The following is an 18,477-nucleotide window of genomic DNA, read 5'->3' as shown; positions in this document are numbered from 1 at the left end:
GTCGCCTAGTGCAGCGCCAGAATGACTTACTTGGGACATGAGCGCGGCTGCCGCTACGCCGATTCCTGGAGCCTGACGGCGACGCAATACAGCAGCTTGCCTTCAGCCGCATTGGCATCGACTATGGGGAGCGAGTTGGCTACCAGGCAATCCAGACCGGCCCTGTTGAAGGGTTTGGATTCCGGTTTAGAAATGCGATCTCAAAGGGTCCCCGCGAAACCTCCAAACTGAGTGTTTCCCAATGCAGGCCTAAGGATTTTCTCAAGAAGCGCGACGGTATCGCTTAACCGCTGGCAAATCGGCGCCGCTTTGATATGATATTTCAATCTGCTAATTAAGTTTACACTTACATTACAGTGTTGAAGGCGGATGTCTCGCCATGATTGACTCAGATGTATTTGACTTCGTGGAGCGCTGCCGAAAGCACACGGCAACAGGGCCGCTGCTAAGCGATCTATTGGAGACTGTACGAAATCTCGGCTTCGAACATCTTATCCTAAGCGGCGTTCCTCTTGGTGGACAGAAGCTTGCCCCAATGGTCGAACTGAATGGATGGCCCGCAGGCTGGTTCGAGCGCTATGTTGAAGCCGAGCATGCGGCTGTTGATGGCGTTTGCCTTTATTCAGCTAAAACCCTGAGCCCATTTCTTTGGGCAGACGTGCCTGCTAAATGGTCTGATACCGAAGGCTCAAGACGAGTTGCAGGCGAAGCAACGGAATTTGGCATCCGGAGCGGTTTTGCGGTCCCGATGCTAAGTGTTCACCATTGGCAATCGGTGTTGTCATTTGCCTCGTCTGCAAAGAGCTGCGGTCCGTCGCCACGTGAACAAGTACAGCTAATCACTATGGCCGTATACGCCGGGATGTCTATCCAGGCCTTGTCGAACGTGGACGAAGAGGTGGACGGTGTCCTTACGGACCGGGAGAAAGAGGTGCTCTTGTGGGCGGCCGCAGGCAAGACATCGTCCGAAACATCACAAATCCTCGGTGTAGCCGAGCGGACGGTCAAATGGCATTCAACACGAGCTCGGGAAGCGTTCGGCGTCGGCACGACCACTCAAGCCGTTGTCGAAGCCGTGCGCCGGCGTTTGATCCACCCTTAGCCGCGTCAACTGTTCGATCGGACAGGTGACGTATATTAGCGCAGCTGCGAGTATCCCTCTAAGAACGATCGGGGGGTCTCGTTATGATAAAAGCCCATGTCGTCAATGCGCTGAACAAGCATCTCTACGAGAGCGAATTCAACGAATTCCTGCACCGGCGCCATGACTTTTTCGTGCACCAAAAGCATTGGCGGCCGGAAAGTCCGGACGGTCGAGAACTAGACCAGTTCGATACGAACGCCGCAACATACTTATTGGGAATCGAAGATGACAGGGTGGTGACATCGGCTCGGCTGATCCCGACCAGCGAACCGCACATGGTCTCCGAAGTTTTCCCCCATATGTGTGAGAAGTCGGGAGTTCCGAGGCGGCCGGATTGGGCCGAGTGGACGCGTACTTTCGTTGTGCCCGATAAACGCTCAGCCGGGCTGAAGGGCACACTCACAGAGCTGTGCTGCGCGGTGATGGAATTTGCGCTTGACGAGGGCCTCGGCGCAGTAGGCGGCATTCAGGAGACATACTTCATGCCCCATCATGGCGCGCTTAAATGGCGAGCTGAGCCCATGGGAATGGCGAGGGAAGAGAACGGCGAATGGTACATCGTCGCGTACATTGAGGTCAATGAAGCCGCCCTCGCGAGCGTTCGCAAGATTCTTGGCATTGACCATTCGCTATTGGAGCGGCGTGGGAAGCAGTTGCCCTTCGTTCGACAACATGCCACGAACATTTTCTGATTGAGATAACGCTGAATACAAGGAAAGCCATAACCGCTGCAAATAGATAGTTTGTGCGGTTATTCACCGCACAGAAAAATGGAGGTGTTTTATGCATGCTAATGTTGTAATGCGCGCCTTTGTTTTGATGGCGGTTTCTCTTTTGGCATACAGCCCGGTCCAGGCATTCCCCGTCAAGGAATGCGAGACAAGGCCAGACAAGCCAGACGCGACGGCGGATGAAACCGCGGCCAAGAACAAGCTCTCTCCGCTGCTGCAATGTACGGCCCCGGGCGACGATCGTACGGCATGTAATGTGTTCCTTGGTCGCGCGCTTGAGATACTTTTCGGAAACACCGATTTCAAAACTGGGAACGGCAGCTACATGTTGGCGAATGACATCGCCAACGGGTTGCAGATGCCCGGCAATGCGGGCTGGAAGAAGATCGGGGTTGCGACCGACCAAGCCGCGTTGGATCAAGCGCAGAGTCTTGCCAACAAAGGCTCCCCGGTTGTGGCGGCGCGACTGGGGAGGCTTGACGACGGTGTCCGCCGGCCGGGGCACGTTGCCCTTATCCTTCCTGGCACCAGCCAGCAATACGATTTCGACGGTTTTCACTGGGGAGGGCTGTCGGCGCCAAACTCCGCCAGTTTATTCCTAGATACGCCGGATCGAATGTTTATCGGATGCCCGCTTTCGGCCGTCTGGATCAGGCCTAACGACGTAGGTCTCTACTATAAACCATAACTGGAGTAAGCCGGACGTTGTCAATTCACATTCAACGCGACGCTGACTTCAGTAAAGAAGAATTCTATTCTGTTTTAACTTTGGTACGTTCAGTAATGTGATGAACGAAAAACTCATTATAAGTGTTATAGAAAACAGAAATATATTGCATTCGTCGTGGATTGAGGTTCGCATAGATTGGGGAGAGGGTAAATGGGGCTCAACTCGCATTGCGCCGGCAGCTTCCATCCCGTCGCGGTTCCAAGAAGTTTGAACTGGAGTTGGGTGGACGATTTCGTTTCGTTGGCTGGTTCACCAGTATCGCGCCGGGCATTCCTCGGCGGCGTCGCAACATCTTCGTTGGCGCTCCCTCAACTCGCGATCGGCCAAGCGCCGACCGATGATGAAAAGTGGACCACCAGCGATTTGAGGTTCGATCTCGCGCAGGACGGCGAGACGCTGGCAGTGACTCTGGTGTCGCTGCCCCTGCACAGCCTGCCACAAGGCGCCGCCGGCCCGCTCAAAGATCCGATCGCCAAATGGATTTTACCGAGACAAGCGTTCGGGCCGGCGGCATCGTTCAAGCTCAGTCCGCGTCACGCGTTCGATTCGGCCAGTCCGCAGGCCGTGACCCTGAAGATCGAGAATGTGAGCTTCGGCCGTCGCCGAAACGCATCGATGCAGTTCAAATTCGCCTATGATCCGGATCAAAAGAACGACGAGGCAAAGAGACAGGGTCTGTGGACGATCGTATGCCGAACCACTCTGTGGCTGGGAGAAGGCGGCGGCGAAAGCGCATTCGATCTCGGCGCCGAGCCCGCCGATCGGACGCGGCCAGGTGAGCGGGCCGAGGCCATTCCGTTCGAGGACTTCGCGAAGGACAGGGAACTCGTGCAGATATTGCGCGCCCCGCGCATCACCCAAAGCTTCAAACTCGTTTTCAACGGACTGGTCAGAGCGGAGTCCGAAACGTCGGCGGCCCTGACCCCAAAGGCGTTGGTGCGGCTTTCCTTGAATCGATATATCGTCTGGACGGTAGACGGGCAGGCCTACGACCGCAAAGCGGTCATCCGGCCGTTCTCACCCGCTGTTAGCGCCGATCGAATTCGCGTCGCCTGGTCGACAAACGACAACCTGGCACGCGGGAGTGCTCTCGGTCAGACACCTCAACCGCCTGACGACAAACTTGCGGCGCCGCCCGAAGCCCAGGGATATGTCGTGGTGGGCGTGGCAATCAGCGAGCGAGACGCCGCCGCTTCCACCGGCGAAGTCATCGATGTGGGCGATGTGTCAATCGCGCTGCCGGCGCAACACGGAATCCGAGGAACGCTGCGTTCGCAGTCGAAGCCCCGCTCTTGCCTCATCGTTGCCTCGGAAAAAGAAAGACGCGGCACAGACCCCGAGATTCACCGCTGCGAAGCGATTTTGGCGGGCAGATGGAGTCTCGAATTCGAGACAGATGACGCGTCCGGTTCGGTGGTGACCGGACCCTTCCCCGATATCATCGGCGTCGCAAAACGCCGAATCGACATCGTGGGCGATGTGAAGTTGGACGACCCGTTCGCGGCGGGGGATGAGCTCACCTTCGCCGGCGCGTCGAAAGAAATCGCCTCGGCCCGGGATGTCTACGATCCATTTGAAAACTCGGCCCGGGTAACTACGCCCGTTGGCGGCATGCGCGTCGGTGTGCTGCCCATAGAGACGGCGGATTCGCGCGACCGCACCGCCGACCAGCCGGACACCGTTAGCCGGCCGAGCATCTTCGAGCGCAAGCCATTTGGCGAGTATTCCGCCGCGCCGATCTGGCTGCTGACGAAAGGTGCGCAGTGGGACACGGCCAACGATCAGCGGACGATCGAGTGGCTCGAGATAAATACGCTGCTGCTGGAGTCCGAGGTTTCTCTGGAAGACGCAAGCCACAGCGCGCTGACATTCGAGCCGACCGACTTGGTTTTCCTGTTCCAACCCGACGCTCTGAGGACCGCGCCGCGCAGCTTCGTGTGGCTCGGCCGACGCGGCCTCGCACCCCAGGCCGGGAAGGGCGGCGGGGCAGCCGGCGAACCGGCGCTTGCGGCGCGCATCGACCTTTCGAACGCGCGGCTCGAGGCGGCGCGCTATCGCGACCTGGTCAGCCTGAAGTTCCGCTTCCTCAATCTATTTCTCGTCTTCGAGGACGGGCCGCGCATCGCTCCCGTGTCGCAGGCCTGCGGGATCTACGCAAAAACTCCAAGCCTGCCCGGAGAAAACCGTGGCGTGGTGCGCGGCGCGCCGCCGCAGGACGTCAAGGGCAAAACAGGTTCCGCCGACGAGGAATCGAAACCGCGAATCGCGGCGCCGCAGATAGAAGATACGCGCCCCATCCTCGTGGTGGAGTTCCCCTCCCAGCACATCATGGAACAGGCCTTCTTCAGGCCGTCCCTGACGCCTCTCCCGGAAGTTGTTCTTGAGCCGGGCACGATGACGCCATGCAGTATGGCGGCCTGCGCCTGGGCTGGGCTCGCCGGCGGGATCGACGCCAGCGATCCGAATGAAATATTGCGCGCCCTGGCACTTTTGCCGACGGTTGGCGAGCGAAAGCAGCTACGCACGCAGGTACGGGATCTCAAGAAGAACAAGAACGATGCCCCTGCGGAAGCATTGAAGGAATTCAGCGCGATCGCCGAGGCGCTGTCGAAGGAAAACGGTCTTCCGGAAGACCAGAGAATCTATATCGGTCCGTATGGGCTGGATCCCGACGCGGCGGCGAGGCTGCGGGAGATCCGCGACACCAAGAAGGAGGAATTCGCCGCCGGGCTGATCGCGCAGATGTTCGCGGCGGTCGAAGAGCAGCTGAAGCTGATGGCCGCCGGCGTCCGCGCCAAGGAGCGCCGCGTCCGCGCGGAGGACCCGAGCGGGGCATTTCCGCCCGGATCGAACGAAGCCAAGCTGCTCCGTCGCACCAGGCACCTGCCGGATCCGGCCCCAGGCTCGCCGCCGCCACCTGAGAGGGACTACTCCTTCGAGGATGCGATCGCGGTTGAGGCGATGCTGGAATCGGTGGTTCCGACCTATCAGCTCTTCCGGTCGTTCTATCGGGAGGCGATGGCGGTCTACGCCCTCGGCGAGAAACTCACAGGCGGCGCCAACCGGCCGAAAGCGGGACAATCCCCACCGGAGCTTCCCGATGAAGACCGGCCGACCGAACCCGACCCCTGGCAGATCGAATTCATCCTTCTCGACGGCAAGGGCGCGGATCGCATCGAAGTTCCATGGAGCCAGGCCCCGGATCAAGGGGGTGCCGGGCCGACGCCCCGCACGGTGAGGCGTTTCGACTGGGCCGGGAAATACTTCGTCAACCACATCCTGGGGCTCGACGAATATGAAGAGGTGGTCGAGGGCCGGCACGCCAACCCGTCGCGGCTGGCCTTCCGCGTCAATTGCAGGGATGCACTGGCAGAGGCCAGGAACATCGCCAACACGCCCTGGCCGGAAGGCGACGCCAAGGCCGCGCACCGGCGGAAAATCAAGGGGCATCTCGGCTTCATCCCGGAGAACGACGATGCGATGGGCGTCTCGTCGCTGCCTTTCAGCCTCTCGGGTCTCACCAATTGGGCCGCGATGGAGCTCGCCGTGGTCAAGCGCGCCGAACAGGTTTTCGCGCCGGCGCCCGGCGGCAGGCTGGACGCGCGCAGCCGTCGGAAAATCAATCTCCACGGCAGCGCAATGCTCGACCATCTGGGCTTCCTCCCCGGTTCGCAGAGCGAGGAACGCAAGTGGGAATTCCGGATGGCGCGCATCAAGGAATCGCTGCGCCCGCCGCCGTCGCCCTTCGAGACGTCGATCGAGCTTCCGGCGCGGCTCGTTCTCTCACCGTCGCAGAGGGCAGCGTTTCGCAGCCCGCGCGGCATCCATCCGGGCATTTACGGAACCCCCGGTCCGAAAGGCCCGACGGCGATCACGATCGCGATCCACAACGATGACGGCGGCCTGACGGAGCCAAGGGCCGAACCGGACCAGCTCGGAAACGGGCTAGCGGAAACGCTCTGGCACGCACGTCTGATGCTGGAGGAGGATGTCGGGCCGCCGGATGTCCGCGCGGTTTATTCGCCGGACCTCGCCGTCGATTTCGTCAGCGCCGGGCACCGACGGCTGCATGCGAAGGCGCTCGATCTGAAGTCAAATCTGCCCGGCGGCGGCGCGCCACCGCGCGGGCCTTATGCGCCGTGGCTGCTCAGCCGAGCGGAGACGAGCGCGCAGGACCTCGCCCCGTCGGAATTCGTCGACAAAACGCCGGATTATCTCGACGGAAAGGAACTGACGGACGAGGAACTGTGCGCCGTCGACCTCAACGAGGAGCCGGCGAGGCGCCGCGACGCGGTGATCTCGAAGCTGCCACTCATGATCGCGGAGCTTTGCCGGCGATGGAACCTGCGTCAGAGACCCATCGCGACCCGGCAGTTCCGCACGAGCCTGGATGCTTTCGACCGGCACGAACTCGTCGTGCTTTCGTCCGCCTTCGGCCTGCCGGTCATGGCCAAGTCCGGAGACACCTCCGAAATCCTGCCCGGCGCTCGTTCCGGGCAATTCGTTCCCGATGACGACTACAAGCTGCTCGACATCCTGCCAGGCAACGAAATCTATCGGCCGCAGCCTCTCAGCGTCTCCGAACTGACGCTGACCGCGCTCGGCGGATCGCTCCGCCACGACACGAGCTTCGCGCCGCCCGCCTCGGCCAAGTATTTCGACGGCAGGAACCTGTTCGACGCGCTTTCGATCGAACGGTGGCAGCATTCGACGTCGCTCGGTCGCGACGTCTACTGCGAGGTCGTCTACAAGGGCTACCTGCTCCCGTTCATGTTCCGCGCCTCGATGGTCAAGGTCACCGAGCGCGTCTTTGACAAGGACGCCCACGGAACGATGAAGGCGTATCTGCGGCAGCGGATGTTCGTGCGCTGCACGGAGCCGATCAAGGATTTTCCAGTACCCGGACATACCGACTTTGGACGCTGCTTCCCGCCAGGAGAATGCGAACTGCTGACGGTCACGACGCCCGACATCGTCGATCCGAACGCAATCGAGGGAGCGGATCTGAACGGTCTGCCGGCCCTGGAACTGGCGAGCGGGCGGATCAAGTTCCGCAACGCGCCGGGCCTGGTCTTCTGGCCCCGAACCGCGATGTCGAGCGCCGCCGACATCCGCTTCGGCGTGCGGATCGGAAAAAGTTACTCCGCCTGTCCCATGCTGTTCGTAGACAATGTCGCGGTGAACGACGAGGAGACGCTCAACGTTCTGCGCCATTACTACAACGGCACGCTGGATATCTATCACAACCGGACCAAGGCCGCCGATGTCCCACAGCTGACCGCCGGGGATGTTCGCGCCGGCGTCCCCAGTCCCGACAGCGAAAAAATGGCGCCCGTCGAACCGCTGCGCCACAGGCGCACGCTGGCGCTTTCGGGCGAAAAAGTGCGTTACACGGACGAGGAGAAGACCGGATCGGCGAGCGTCGAGACCGATTTCATCACCTTGCGCGTGGAGGGCCGCCGCTTCGGAACACAGCAGCCGGAAATCGTCTCCAGCGCACCGGGTGACGACCCGGCCGACCCGACAGTCATGATCGAGGTCTACAAGCTCAGAGGCGACAGTTTCTCGTTCGACCCGGTTCTGCAGGGCGCCGAACAGCCGCCGGTCTATCCGGTGGTCGAAACAGCGCGCGTCCGCCTCAAGCAAAACGAGGTCCTGACGGCGCGTCAGGGCGAGTCTTTCCGTGCGACCTATGACGGCCACTATGTCGCCAAAGGCTATCTGCCGCAGGAGAATCCGGTCGAAGTCTTCCTGAACCTGATCGACCCCGCCAGCCAGGAGATGAACAACAACGGCGATCAGTCCGGCGGCATCTTCCAACCGAAGGGAAGCATCGTCGCCCTGTCCAGAACCAAGGGCACGGTGGCAAGCAAAGTTCGCCTCTCGAAATTTGATCCAAACCGACGCAGGGCGGAGGGCGACCGCGACAGCCTCGCCAAGCTTTTCTCCGCGACGCCTGTGCAGCAGGCGGCTGTCCCCGGGACCAATGCGGCGGCTCCGCAGCCCGACCCGAAGCGTGTGGTCAAGGATATCTTCGGCGATTCCAAGCTGCTTGGGCTGGTCCGCATAGACAAGATCATTGATTTCATCGACGACACTAACCTCGGCGGCGCCGGAGAGCGTGCGCCCGCCCTGCTCGAGGTGGTGCGTTTCGGCGCCGCGACAGCCGCCAAGGCGGAAGCCGCGGCTGTTTCGGTTGCCGACTACATCCGCAAACAGGTTGTCGCCCCACTCTCGGCGGTGGTCAAAGACGCAATCCGCGAGTGGGACGAGTTGGATGCAGAGCTCCGTCGCAGCCAGAGCGAGCTCGGCAGCGTCTTGACGTTGATAACGCTCGACCAACTGTTTCCCGAACTGGACGGCGCGCTCAAGGTATTCGACCGGGCGATCGATGCAGCTCTCGAAACCTCGAACGAGATTGCCTTCGCGATCGCGCTCAGCGTCGTCTACGAAACCGGCCAGAGCCTGCTCGATGCGGTACGACGCACGGCGGCGAATCCGCTCGAGCGTTTCGAAAGCGCAATCACCGGGCGGCTGGGCGAGCTGGGCGCCTTGCTTACGGAAAAATTCGAGGATGCCAAGAGTGTGCTCGCGAACGCGCTCGAAAGCCTGTCGACCAAGAATCTTTCCGAGACCGTCAGCGCGTTTGTAATTGCCGGCGAAGACAACAAGCCTTTTGTCGAGATCGCCTTGCCGCTGCCGCGCTTCGAATGGCTAAAAGACGAGGCGCTGCAGGGTGTCGACCAGCAACTGGCCATCCTTGCAGAACCTGTTTTTTTGACCAGCGGCGAAGCACGAAAGACACTCGCGGCAATGATCCGCTGCACGCTGATTGAGAACGTCAAGCTCGAAGACCTTTTCGATGAAGGTCAAAGCTGCGGCATCGAGACTCCCGGCTCGATCTTTACGAGTAAACAGAGCTTCCGCGAATTTGCGGCCGAGAAGATCAATGAACGTATCGGACCCAAAGAGCGTGCGGTCGAGAAGATCATTTCGATCGTCGTTGATCTCAAGGAGGAGGTGAAGGGAAGACTCACCGCGGAGATTGCGAGGGCCAGGGCGCTGGTCGCGGCGCTGAAAAGCGACGAAATCCAGTCGGCGATCGTCCAGCGAGCGGTCGCTTTGATAAGGGAGGAATACGCCGCAGAGTATGCAACGCTCCAGGCTGTCGTCGTCGAGATTGGTAAGGCCAAGGAGGCAATGGCCAAGGGTGATTTGTTCGCGGCGGCAACCAGCTTTAGCGTTATCCTGAACGCGCTGTTCGGGATCGATCTGGCGCTCGCCGAGGACCTTGCCGGCCTTGTCGGCCACATCCAGAAGACTCTGACCGCGACGCTCGCGCCTTTGCGCATCACTTTGGTCGAGTTCAAGCAACCGATGGCGAACGACTGTGAGCTGACAGTCATCGCCGGCCAGATTCCTGAATTCAAAGGTGATGTTGCGCCGGACGACGTCGAACCGCACTTGGAAGATCCGGGCCAAAAATCCTTTATCGAGCAATTGCACAACGGCGTCGACGAGTTGCGCGACTCGCTCGAGGACGTGAAAAATATCGCAGTCCCGAGTTCGCCCAAAGAGCTGCGCGATGCGGTCAGGGACACCCGGTCGGTTCTCACGAAAACCCTTGTCGAGACCGGAACCGCTCTGGCTGAGTTCTATCGCGACCTCCTCAACGACGCGAACCTCACGGCAGGCTTGAAGAAGACGGTCTTCGGGAAGCTCGCAGTGCCGGCGGAACAGTTTAGCGCCGAAAGCCTGACGTCGCTGCGGCCCGACCTTCGGCGCTATGTGGCGTCGCGAAAGGCGATGCTTGAGCGGAACTTCGCCAATCTCCGATCACTGGCGACGACCATTCGGCGCATTCTGACTGATACCAGCGCCGAACATAAGAGCACCCGTGAGGTAATTGCGGCCGCGGCGGTGGGAGCCGTGGTCGGCGGTGTACTTAAAGACCTGACCGTAGACACCAAATCGAAGGTGAGGACCGGCAGCGAAGCTCTTGTCAAGGCGATCGCCCGCCAACTCGACAGTCTCTTCCGCTCTGCCCAGCAGATCGTCGACGCTATTCCTGAGGGTTTTTTCGATGAGATCAGGGCATTTGTCGACAAGCTACCGATCCCCGTCGAGCTGGCGCAGCTCAAAATTCTCCAGGATCGATTGGCCGCATATAAACAGCACCTGCAAACCGTTACGACAGGCATTGGTGAAATCGCAGCAAAAGACCAGCCTTCTTTTGAAGATCTGGACAAGATCCGCAACCTGATCGAGACGTTCTTGATCGCGTCGGAATCGGTCCCGAAGAACGGGACTCCGCCACTCAGATGGGCTCTGGAAGTCGACCTCGAAAAACTGTTCGACGTGACGCTTCCCATTGAACGCGCGATCCGCGGCCTCGAGAAGGAAGGGTTCGAAAAGCTGGACAGTCTGGCAGCGGCAGCGCTTGACAAACTGGCAATCGCAAAATTCTACAAGGACGACTTGCTCAAGGCGCGCAACGCGCTTTGGAGCGAGTTGGACGGCTTCGTTCTCGGCAAGCCGATCGCGAAGCGGCTGCTGCTGTTGCCGGACGCAGCGCAGCTCAAGATTGATGCAGACCCGGTGAAGTATGAACCGGCGGACAATGAGACGAATCTCAACGTCGCTAACGACCGTCTTGCCGGTGACGCAGCATGGCTCGAACATTCTTCCGTGACGACGATCAGCGACCGGGCGAAGCGCCGCTACCTCGCCGGCTTCGTCCGGGATTGGGGCGACGGCAAGTCAGCGCCCGTGGCGATCGTCAACTCTTTGATAGAGGACGCAAAGAAGCTACTGCGCGGTGACATCAACCTTGATGACTTTTTCAAGATTCGCGAGCAGATCGAAGCCTATCTTCTTGATCTTATCCCAGCCAAGATAGAATATACTTATGATGTTGATCTGCCGTTGCCTGCGGCCGTCAAGAGCGCCACCGCAGGAATTTTCAGTCCACGGCCCGGCTGCGAGCTGAAGATCGGCACAAAGATCGAGGTGGACCTGCTCAACCCGGGGATTGAAGCGCGCGTTGTCGGCTCGCTCGGGGCGTTCGACATCAAGCTAGTGGGAAGTTTCGACGCGCTTACCCTCAAGTTCCGCGGCGCCAACTTTCAATCGCGGACGGGTGAGGATGCGCGCTTCGACATCGCCTACGACGACTACGAGATCGGGCCGGAGCTGAAGTTCCTCGAAGACCTGCAGTCCTATCTTTCGCCCAAGGAAGGCTCGGGCGCCTACCTCATACCTCTGCGCGGCATTCCGGGAATCGAGGCCGGATATAAGCTCGACCTCGGGATCATTTCCGTCGGCGCGTGCTCCTTCTTCAATGTTTCGCTGAACACGGCTGCGTTGCTGCCCTTCACCAACAAGGGCGAGGCGTTGTTCCGCGCCTCGCTCTCGCGCTACGACTCGCCATTCACTATTTCGTATCTGCCGTTCGGCGGGTCTGGCTTCATGTCTGTCGACGCCAACGCGAAAGGCATCGTCGGCTTCGAGCTCGGTTTCGATTTCGGCGCGGCCGGCTCGTTCGCGGCAGGCCCGCTGACCGGCCAGGGCCGCATCATGATGGGGCTCTACATCCGGCAACTCGCTCTGCCCGGCGTGCCCAAGGTCACTGAAATAAGTGGTACGTTTTTTGCTGGCGGCTCGGCGAATATCTGGGTCTTCAACTTCGCCGCTTCGCTTTATGTCCGGCTGGGTATGGTGAACGGCAATATGACCGGGCTGGCCGTCTTCTCCTTCTCGTTCTCCATGGGCATCGCCGACTTCGATTATTCGGTCAGCTTCGAGCGCACCGAAAGCAAGGGGTTCGACGGCGGCGGTGATCAAGCGTCGCGCGATCCGGACGGATCTTCCATCGGAAGCCGCTTCGCCCGGAACTTCGCTGATTCCATCGAGACCGCCAGCCTCGATGGATTTGTCACCGGCAGCACGGTCCCCGCCGCAGCTCTGAAGGGGCCGGTCATCCGCTCCAAGGTCGTCTGCATGAGCGAAAACTGGGGCGAATTCTCCCGTTATTTCGACAAAATCACGCCATGCGGGGTGCTTCCCGATGAGTATTGACAGAGCTGCCTTCACTGCGCTTGTCGGCGAAAACCAGCCCGCGTCGGCAATCAATGTCGCTCCGCTGATCCGCGTCGTACCTTCCGGCGTCAGGACGAAAAGCGGCGGCCAATCCGTCCTGCGCGCCACGCTCATGCTCACGCCGGCGCCTTCCTCGCAGAACTGCGACATGACGCTACAGGCATGGCCGCGCGGGATTGTTGAGTTGTTCAAAAAAAGGGACTGGCGGCTTCCCTTGCGCATTTACCCGATCAGCCCGGAAACCATCGCCGAAGCCGCGTCGGAAGGGTGGCCGGTCGAGGCGCACGCCGTTCGCCTGGAAAATACCTTCGGCAAAGGTTCCGCGCTCAGTAACATTTCCAAGCTCTGGACGGCGGCGTTCGAAGGGACGTCAGGCACGGATGTTGCCGGGCAGGAAGCCTGGGATCGCCTCAGGTCAACGCTTGATCCGAACCAGAACGCGGCGATCAAACCCGGCGCGATCGACGGGAACGAAGACGCAGCCTACGGCCAGCCGGTTTTCGGCGACAAGGGGCAACTGCTTCAGAAACCCAAGGAAAGCGGCACGCGTGAGGTCGATGCGATCTACGCAACGCCACACGGCGAACTTGCTCTTGCACTCGAATATGATCGCGCTGACGATGTTGCGACCAGCCTGCGCCTGGCCTGGGCCGACTTTCTTCGCGAAAGTGATTCACAAGCCGAGGAAGCCTTGATGAAGAAATCGGCTGCCCGCGTCGACAGCGCCCGGCAGCATCTGGCGGAGATCAGGAATCGCGCGTGGGCGGCGCTGCAAAGCGGCGAGGAGGACACCTCGTTGGCGATGCAAGGAAAACCAATACTGGTCGCCAGCCTGACAAACGAAGAAATCAACTTATGGAGAAAGCCCGGCGATGACGCTACGAAAAAGAAAATAGTTGAAAAAGCGGTAAAGGAATTCAAGAAAGCCGAGCACAAGAAATACTATGACGGTTTAGAGAAAAACCGAGATATATCCAGAAAGATCTTCAAGGAGGCTCAGGGTTTTTCGACCGACCCTCAGAACCTGAAGACGCGCGACCTGAGCAAGGATTGGTCGGAGCATCTCAGGACGAGCGCGAGTGAGATACTGGAGAAAGCTAAGGCCGACGCCGCCATCACCCAAGGCACGGCCGCGCACAGCTACGCGAGTTGGGGCGCGCACCGGAACCAAGGAACCGAGGCGAAAGCGGAATCGGGTGATTTCGACGCTGTCACCCGCCTGGTATCGCAGACATTTTTTACCATGCAATCGACGCCAGCTTTGGCGCGGCTCTTTTGTCTGGCCATCGACATCGAGATAGAAATCGGCTCAACGGGTGGGCATAAATCAGCCGCGGACTGGATCAGCAGCGGCGCAGGCGAAAAATTCCTTCTCATCAGCGCCCAGGACGGCGCGAAAGGACAGGTCTGTGGAATGCAGACCGGATTCAAGGCGCCAGCGACGCTCGCGAAGCTGTCCTTGGATGAAACAGACGGCAAGAAGGCCAACTTCTGGCCGGCAACGCGCGAGGAATTGGCGGCCTGTCGCGACGGCGCCTGCACGGCGAACAATTCCGCGATCATCGATGGCTATCGCACGATGTCGGCGGGCTGGGTGGAGGGTGCCCGCGGCGCGGCACGGTTCGACCTGACCAGCCTCGATGTCCGCGCCGCAACCGAGATGCGGGACAAGCTCGTGCAAACGCGCGCCGCGCGAGAATATCCAAACAAAATCGACGATGACGATGATGATGATGATAATAATAGATCCGAACACGCTTCTCGCGACGGCGGCCTTGGCGCCCTTGGCGCTATCTATCAGACTGCGGGCATAGCGCTGCTCGATCGCGGCGCCCGCGCAGAGAAGGCTACTGCACTGGCGGTCCGATCGGATCGAAGCCTGAAACTCGACGGTAAGCCGTACGTTATGGACGCTACCGACCTTACCGTCGGCTTCCGGCTCGATGTTGGCGTCCCGGCACTACGGCCCACCGACGGTGAGGTTGTCACCGAATGGCGTCCGCTGATGAACCGGCTCGTCGACTACGGCAAATCCGGTGACGCAGGGCTTGCGGCGATCGCGAATTCTCTGATGCCGCAGCTGGCGGGCCTTTGGAAGTCGCCTGAGCGCGTCGCTTTCGAGGCCAGCTCAATTTCGGTTCCGGATCAGCTTCTTCCCAAGGGCAAGACGCCTGTCGCCCCTGTGCCGGCGCCGCAGGATATATCGGAAACCGATCTGGTCGAAATGGTCGTGGCAGAAAACATCGCGACCTGGACCGGCTCGCCGATGGGGCAGGACGCTGTTCGCGCCGCCTTTGTGTCGGTGGAGAAAGGCAAGAAAGCCGGCGACAACGACGGCATGCCTGCCAGTCCCGACATCATGCCCTTCGGCCGTGAGGTTTCGCTACCCACCACGGATGGTTTGCCCGCCACCGCGCTGCCGCCCCGCTTGCGATACGGATGGCCATACAGGTTCGCGTTACGGTCGGTGTTTTCGGGCGGCGGCTCGGTTACGCCCGGCGCACTGGACGAAAGCGAGCATCAGCACTTTCCGTATCCGCCGGGCACGTCAGCCAGCAGACCGCGCTTTTTCCGTTTCCTTCGCCAGAAAGCGATCGATCGCCCCGTTGTCCTTTTGCCCGGAAGCAAGGTGGCCAAACCGGATGGCTTGATGGGGCATCAGTCGGCTTCCGCGCTCGTGGTGAGGTCCGGCGATGACCGTGTCGGCTTGGATCGCAAGAAGCCCGCGATTGCGCAGCGCATCATCCTGCCGCCGTCGGTGTCGATGGAGGAGGCGGCGCGCCACGGCGTGTTCGACCGCGACCCGCAGGCTAAGCGCCCGCTCGGAGCCTATCGCCAGTTCGAATGGAGCGCCGACGAGGTCAACGGCGGTTTCCCAGTCGTTCGCACCCGATCTGCGCGCGGGTTCAACGAAGCGACATTTCCGATCGCAGACCGCGAAATTGCTTCCCTCGCAGTCAAAGCGGGGGGGCTTGCGAACCGTTCGCAGAACCCGCAATCCGAGCTGATTTCTTATGGCGACGGCGTGCTGACAGATCAAGGCATGGAACGAGGCGAGTCGCAGCCGCAATATTACCCCGACCCGGCAGCTTACAAACTGGTTGTTGCGTTGCGGGTCGCTGGCACGAGCACGTATCTGCCTGGCGATCCGCTGACGGTAGACCTCCATGGAAAGGTCGGTAAAGGCGGATCCTATCCGAATGCGGCGCCGGTCGTCGTCACGGTCGAGCGCGCGCAACACCGGCTGACTAACGCGCTTCCAAAGCAACGCGACATCTTCGCCGGCGATGCGCAATCGGTTTCGCTCGACCCGTGGGGAGACAATATTGCTTCACCACACCCGGTCGGAGAGGCTCGTGAAATCAAGCTGCGGTTGGCGCCTGGCGACGAGTTCGAGGTCGACTGCTGGCATGTCCCGACGCTCGGTTCGCTTGCGACGAAATTTTCGGTCATCCAGTCGATGGCCATCCTAGCCAGCGCCAGGAGCGGCGAGGCCCCCGGCGCGGACGCGGAAAAACGCAGCACCACCGGATTGGTCAAAATCCTCGGCGAAGCCCTCGCTGGCAAATACGCGCCAAGCGCAAAAAACCCACTCGACTGCGAGCCGGCGTTGGTGGGGCCGGGCGGTTTTGCCGTGCCCAGCCACGCGTTCATGATGGGACTGGCGGAACTGGTCGAAGGCGTGCTTGTGAAACGCCCGATCCCGGAGATCGCCGCGGTCACCACCCTTGAGGCGGTGCACGCCTCCAACGTCCTGAAGGATAGGGTAGCCGTAACCGACAAGATGCAAACGACGGGTAAGCAGCGCCCGGTACGCGTGGCGCGCGTCCCACCGGACGTATTCTTCAAGACCGAAATCTTTGGCGACGAACCGCCGATCGTGGAGAACGAGCGGTCCGTATATCTCACCGGCCACATCGCCATCGACCTTAGGCTTGTTGGCGGCTTCGACATCGTCGCCCGCGCCCCGTCGCCGGCAAATCCGACCATAGATGATCCGAAACGGACCCGAAGCATCGCCGAAAAGCGCGCGGGCAGCTGGCCCTGGGTCATGGATGACCTAGCAAATCCCTATCTCAAGACGACGCAACAGATTTACGGCTTCGAGGTGGAAAGGGACGGACGCGTAACGCTTCCGAAAGCGTCGGTTGTCCTGTTCGAAGTGCGCAATCTGCCGCGGACAATTGCTGAATTTCCGGCGGATCCGGAGACCGGGCTGAGTCTCGTTCCGCTCGAGAAGCTGCTCTACAGGCGTCCCGAGTCGAATAGCGACAGTGCAAAGTCCGATCCTTTCGTCGATACGCAGGTCAGCCCGAAACACTCCTTCCCGGATTGCAAGGGGCGTCCGCTGGCATTCCGCATCGACGCTCTCCCGCGCACCGTACGGCACCTCACCACTGCCAACAGACGGGAAGATCATGACTTCGTCCCCGCCGAACCGCTGTTGCCGAAGGCCTCTACGACGTCATCCGCGGAGATAGCGGTGAACCTCATGGGGTCTGCCAGGCCGTCCGAGCTCAGCGCGCTCACGCCCCTCCATCGGTTCCACTGGACCCTTGGCACCAAAGGGACAGGCGCCGAGGCCTGGACAACCATTTGCCGCGACAGTGTGATCAGAATTCCGTTCAGCCGCGGATGGTATTCGGCGGCGAGCGACGAGAAGGTTGCGATCGTCGTCTGGCCGCCGAATTGGAACAAGGTCAGCACGAAAAACAATGTTGTCCAGTACCAAGCCGGCCCGAAGCACGAGTCCCGGGAGGTCACCCTCAACGACTTTCAGGATTCCGACCTCGACATCGGCGGCAGGTTCATTACGCGTTGGGGCGCTGATCCGCTTCGTGAGAGCCAGAATTCGCGATCCCATTTCCTGGACCGCAACCACTTCCTCGACTGGATAGGAAACGCTGATCCCGAGGCGACCAAGATCGCCTACGCGCTCGAAAATGTCCCGATGCCGGTTTTTGAGGAGCATCGCGATAGCCGGGACAAAGCCGAAAAAGTGAAGCGCTTCCTGAACGTGGGTTTGCTCGTATACGAACCTTTGTTCGACCCAGAGGATGATCAGTGGTACATTGATGTGAAGCTACGACACCCGTCGTTCGATGCGCCTTTCGTGCGGTTCGGTCTGGTGCGATTCGCCGATCGAACACGCGAGGATCTGCGTCTCTCGCAGCCGACAGTGCAATGGGCTCAATTGCTGCCGCCACGAAAGGTGAGCCACCGTTTCGACGCAATCAATCGCCGCTTGGACCTGACGGTTTCCGGACGCTCATCATTGCGCAAGAGTGACCCACCACTTTCCGCCAAGCAGACCAGACCTCACGCTCGCGCCGATCGCGCACCCTACATTTACGCCCGGGCCTTCCGCGAGATAGCAGGCACGCCCAACAGGCCGGCGACGCGCACGCCGGTTGAACTCCGCCAAGAATTGATCGGCTCAACAAACCGAGAAGCGTCGGCCCTCGATGGTTCTCTACGTGCCGCCCCGTGGCAGAAGCTGGCGGTGCGTGATGACGAGGGGGAAGAATTCAGCTGGAGCGCGACTTTTGTCGACCTACCCAAACTCGGCCCTGGCGAGCGCCTTGCGTTCTATCTTGAAGAAGTTGAATACCGCCGCCCAGCTACTTATCGGGAGGAACCCGTCACTCCGGAGGCCTTAGAAACGTACGAAGGCGATGTCTTCATCGAATCCGGTCCGCGATTCTCCTGTCGCATTGAAATTGACCGGTAATTTCAGGAACACTGCAATAGGCTGAATTTCATCCGGTAACGAC

At 60.4% G+C, this 18,477-nt stretch carries 5 protein-coding genes; all 5 read left to right on the top strand.

Annotated features, from left to right (window positions below; genetic code table 11):
- Positions 1 to 379: 379 nt before the first annotated feature.
- Complete coding sequence (locus NKI18_RS27995) at positions 380 to 1,102, top strand: LuxR family transcriptional regulator (protein ID WP_353021306.1); 723 nt, start codon at positions 380 to 382, stop codon at positions 1,100 to 1,102.
- 83 nt (positions 1,103 to 1,185) lie between these two features.
- Positions 1,186 to 1,836 carry an acyl-homoserine-lactone synthase gene (locus NKI18_RS27990; RefSeq protein ID WP_353021303.1) on the top strand — a complete coding sequence of 217 codons (651 nt, stop codon included), beginning with the start codon at positions 1,186 to 1,188 and terminating at the stop codon, positions 1,834 to 1,836.
- Positions 1,837 to 1,927: 91 nt separating this feature from the next.
- Positions 1,928 to 2,563, top strand: coding sequence for a hypothetical protein (locus tag NKI18_RS27985; RefSeq protein ID WP_353021301.1), 636 nt, complete (start codon positions 1,928 to 1,930; stop codon positions 2,561 to 2,563).
- Positions 2,564 to 2,968: 405 nt separating this feature from the next.
- Positions 2,969 to 12,682 (top strand): hypothetical protein, encoded by a 9,714-nt coding sequence (locus NKI18_RS27980; RefSeq protein ID WP_353021299.1) that lies wholly within the window; start codon positions 2,969 to 2,971, stop codon positions 12,680 to 12,682.
- Complete coding sequence (locus NKI18_RS27975; protein WP_353021296.1) at positions 12,672 to 18,434, top strand: hypothetical protein; 5,763 nt, start codon at positions 12,672 to 12,674, stop codon at positions 18,432 to 18,434. Before NKI18_RS27980 ends, NKI18_RS27975 begins: the two co-directional genes overlap by 11 nt.
- Positions 18,435 to 18,477 lie beyond the last annotated feature (43 nt).

Source organism: Mesorhizobium sp. M0800, from assembly GCF_040320095.1.
GTDB lineage: Bacteria > Pseudomonadota > Alphaproteobacteria > Rhizobiales > Rhizobiaceae > Mesorhizobium.
This window is presented reverse-complemented; position numbering and strand designations above follow the sequence as displayed.

Excerpts from the sequence above, each read along its gene's own strand:
- NKI18_RS27975 (WP_353021296.1), top strand. The coding sequence starts at position 12,672 with ATGAGTATTGACAGAGCTGCCTTCACTGCGCTTGTCGGCGAAAACCAG.
- NKI18_RS27985 (WP_353021301.1), top strand. The coding sequence starts at position 1,928 with ATGCATGCTAATGTTGTAATGCGCGCCTTTGTTTTGATGGCGGTTTCT.
- NKI18_RS27995 (WP_353021306.1), top strand. The coding sequence starts at position 380 with ATGATTGACTCAGATGTATTTGACTTCGTGGAGCGCTGCCGAAAGCAC.
- NKI18_RS27990 (WP_353021303.1), top strand. The coding sequence starts at position 1,186 with ATGATAAAAGCCCATGTCGTCAATGCGCTGAACAAGCATCTCTACGAG.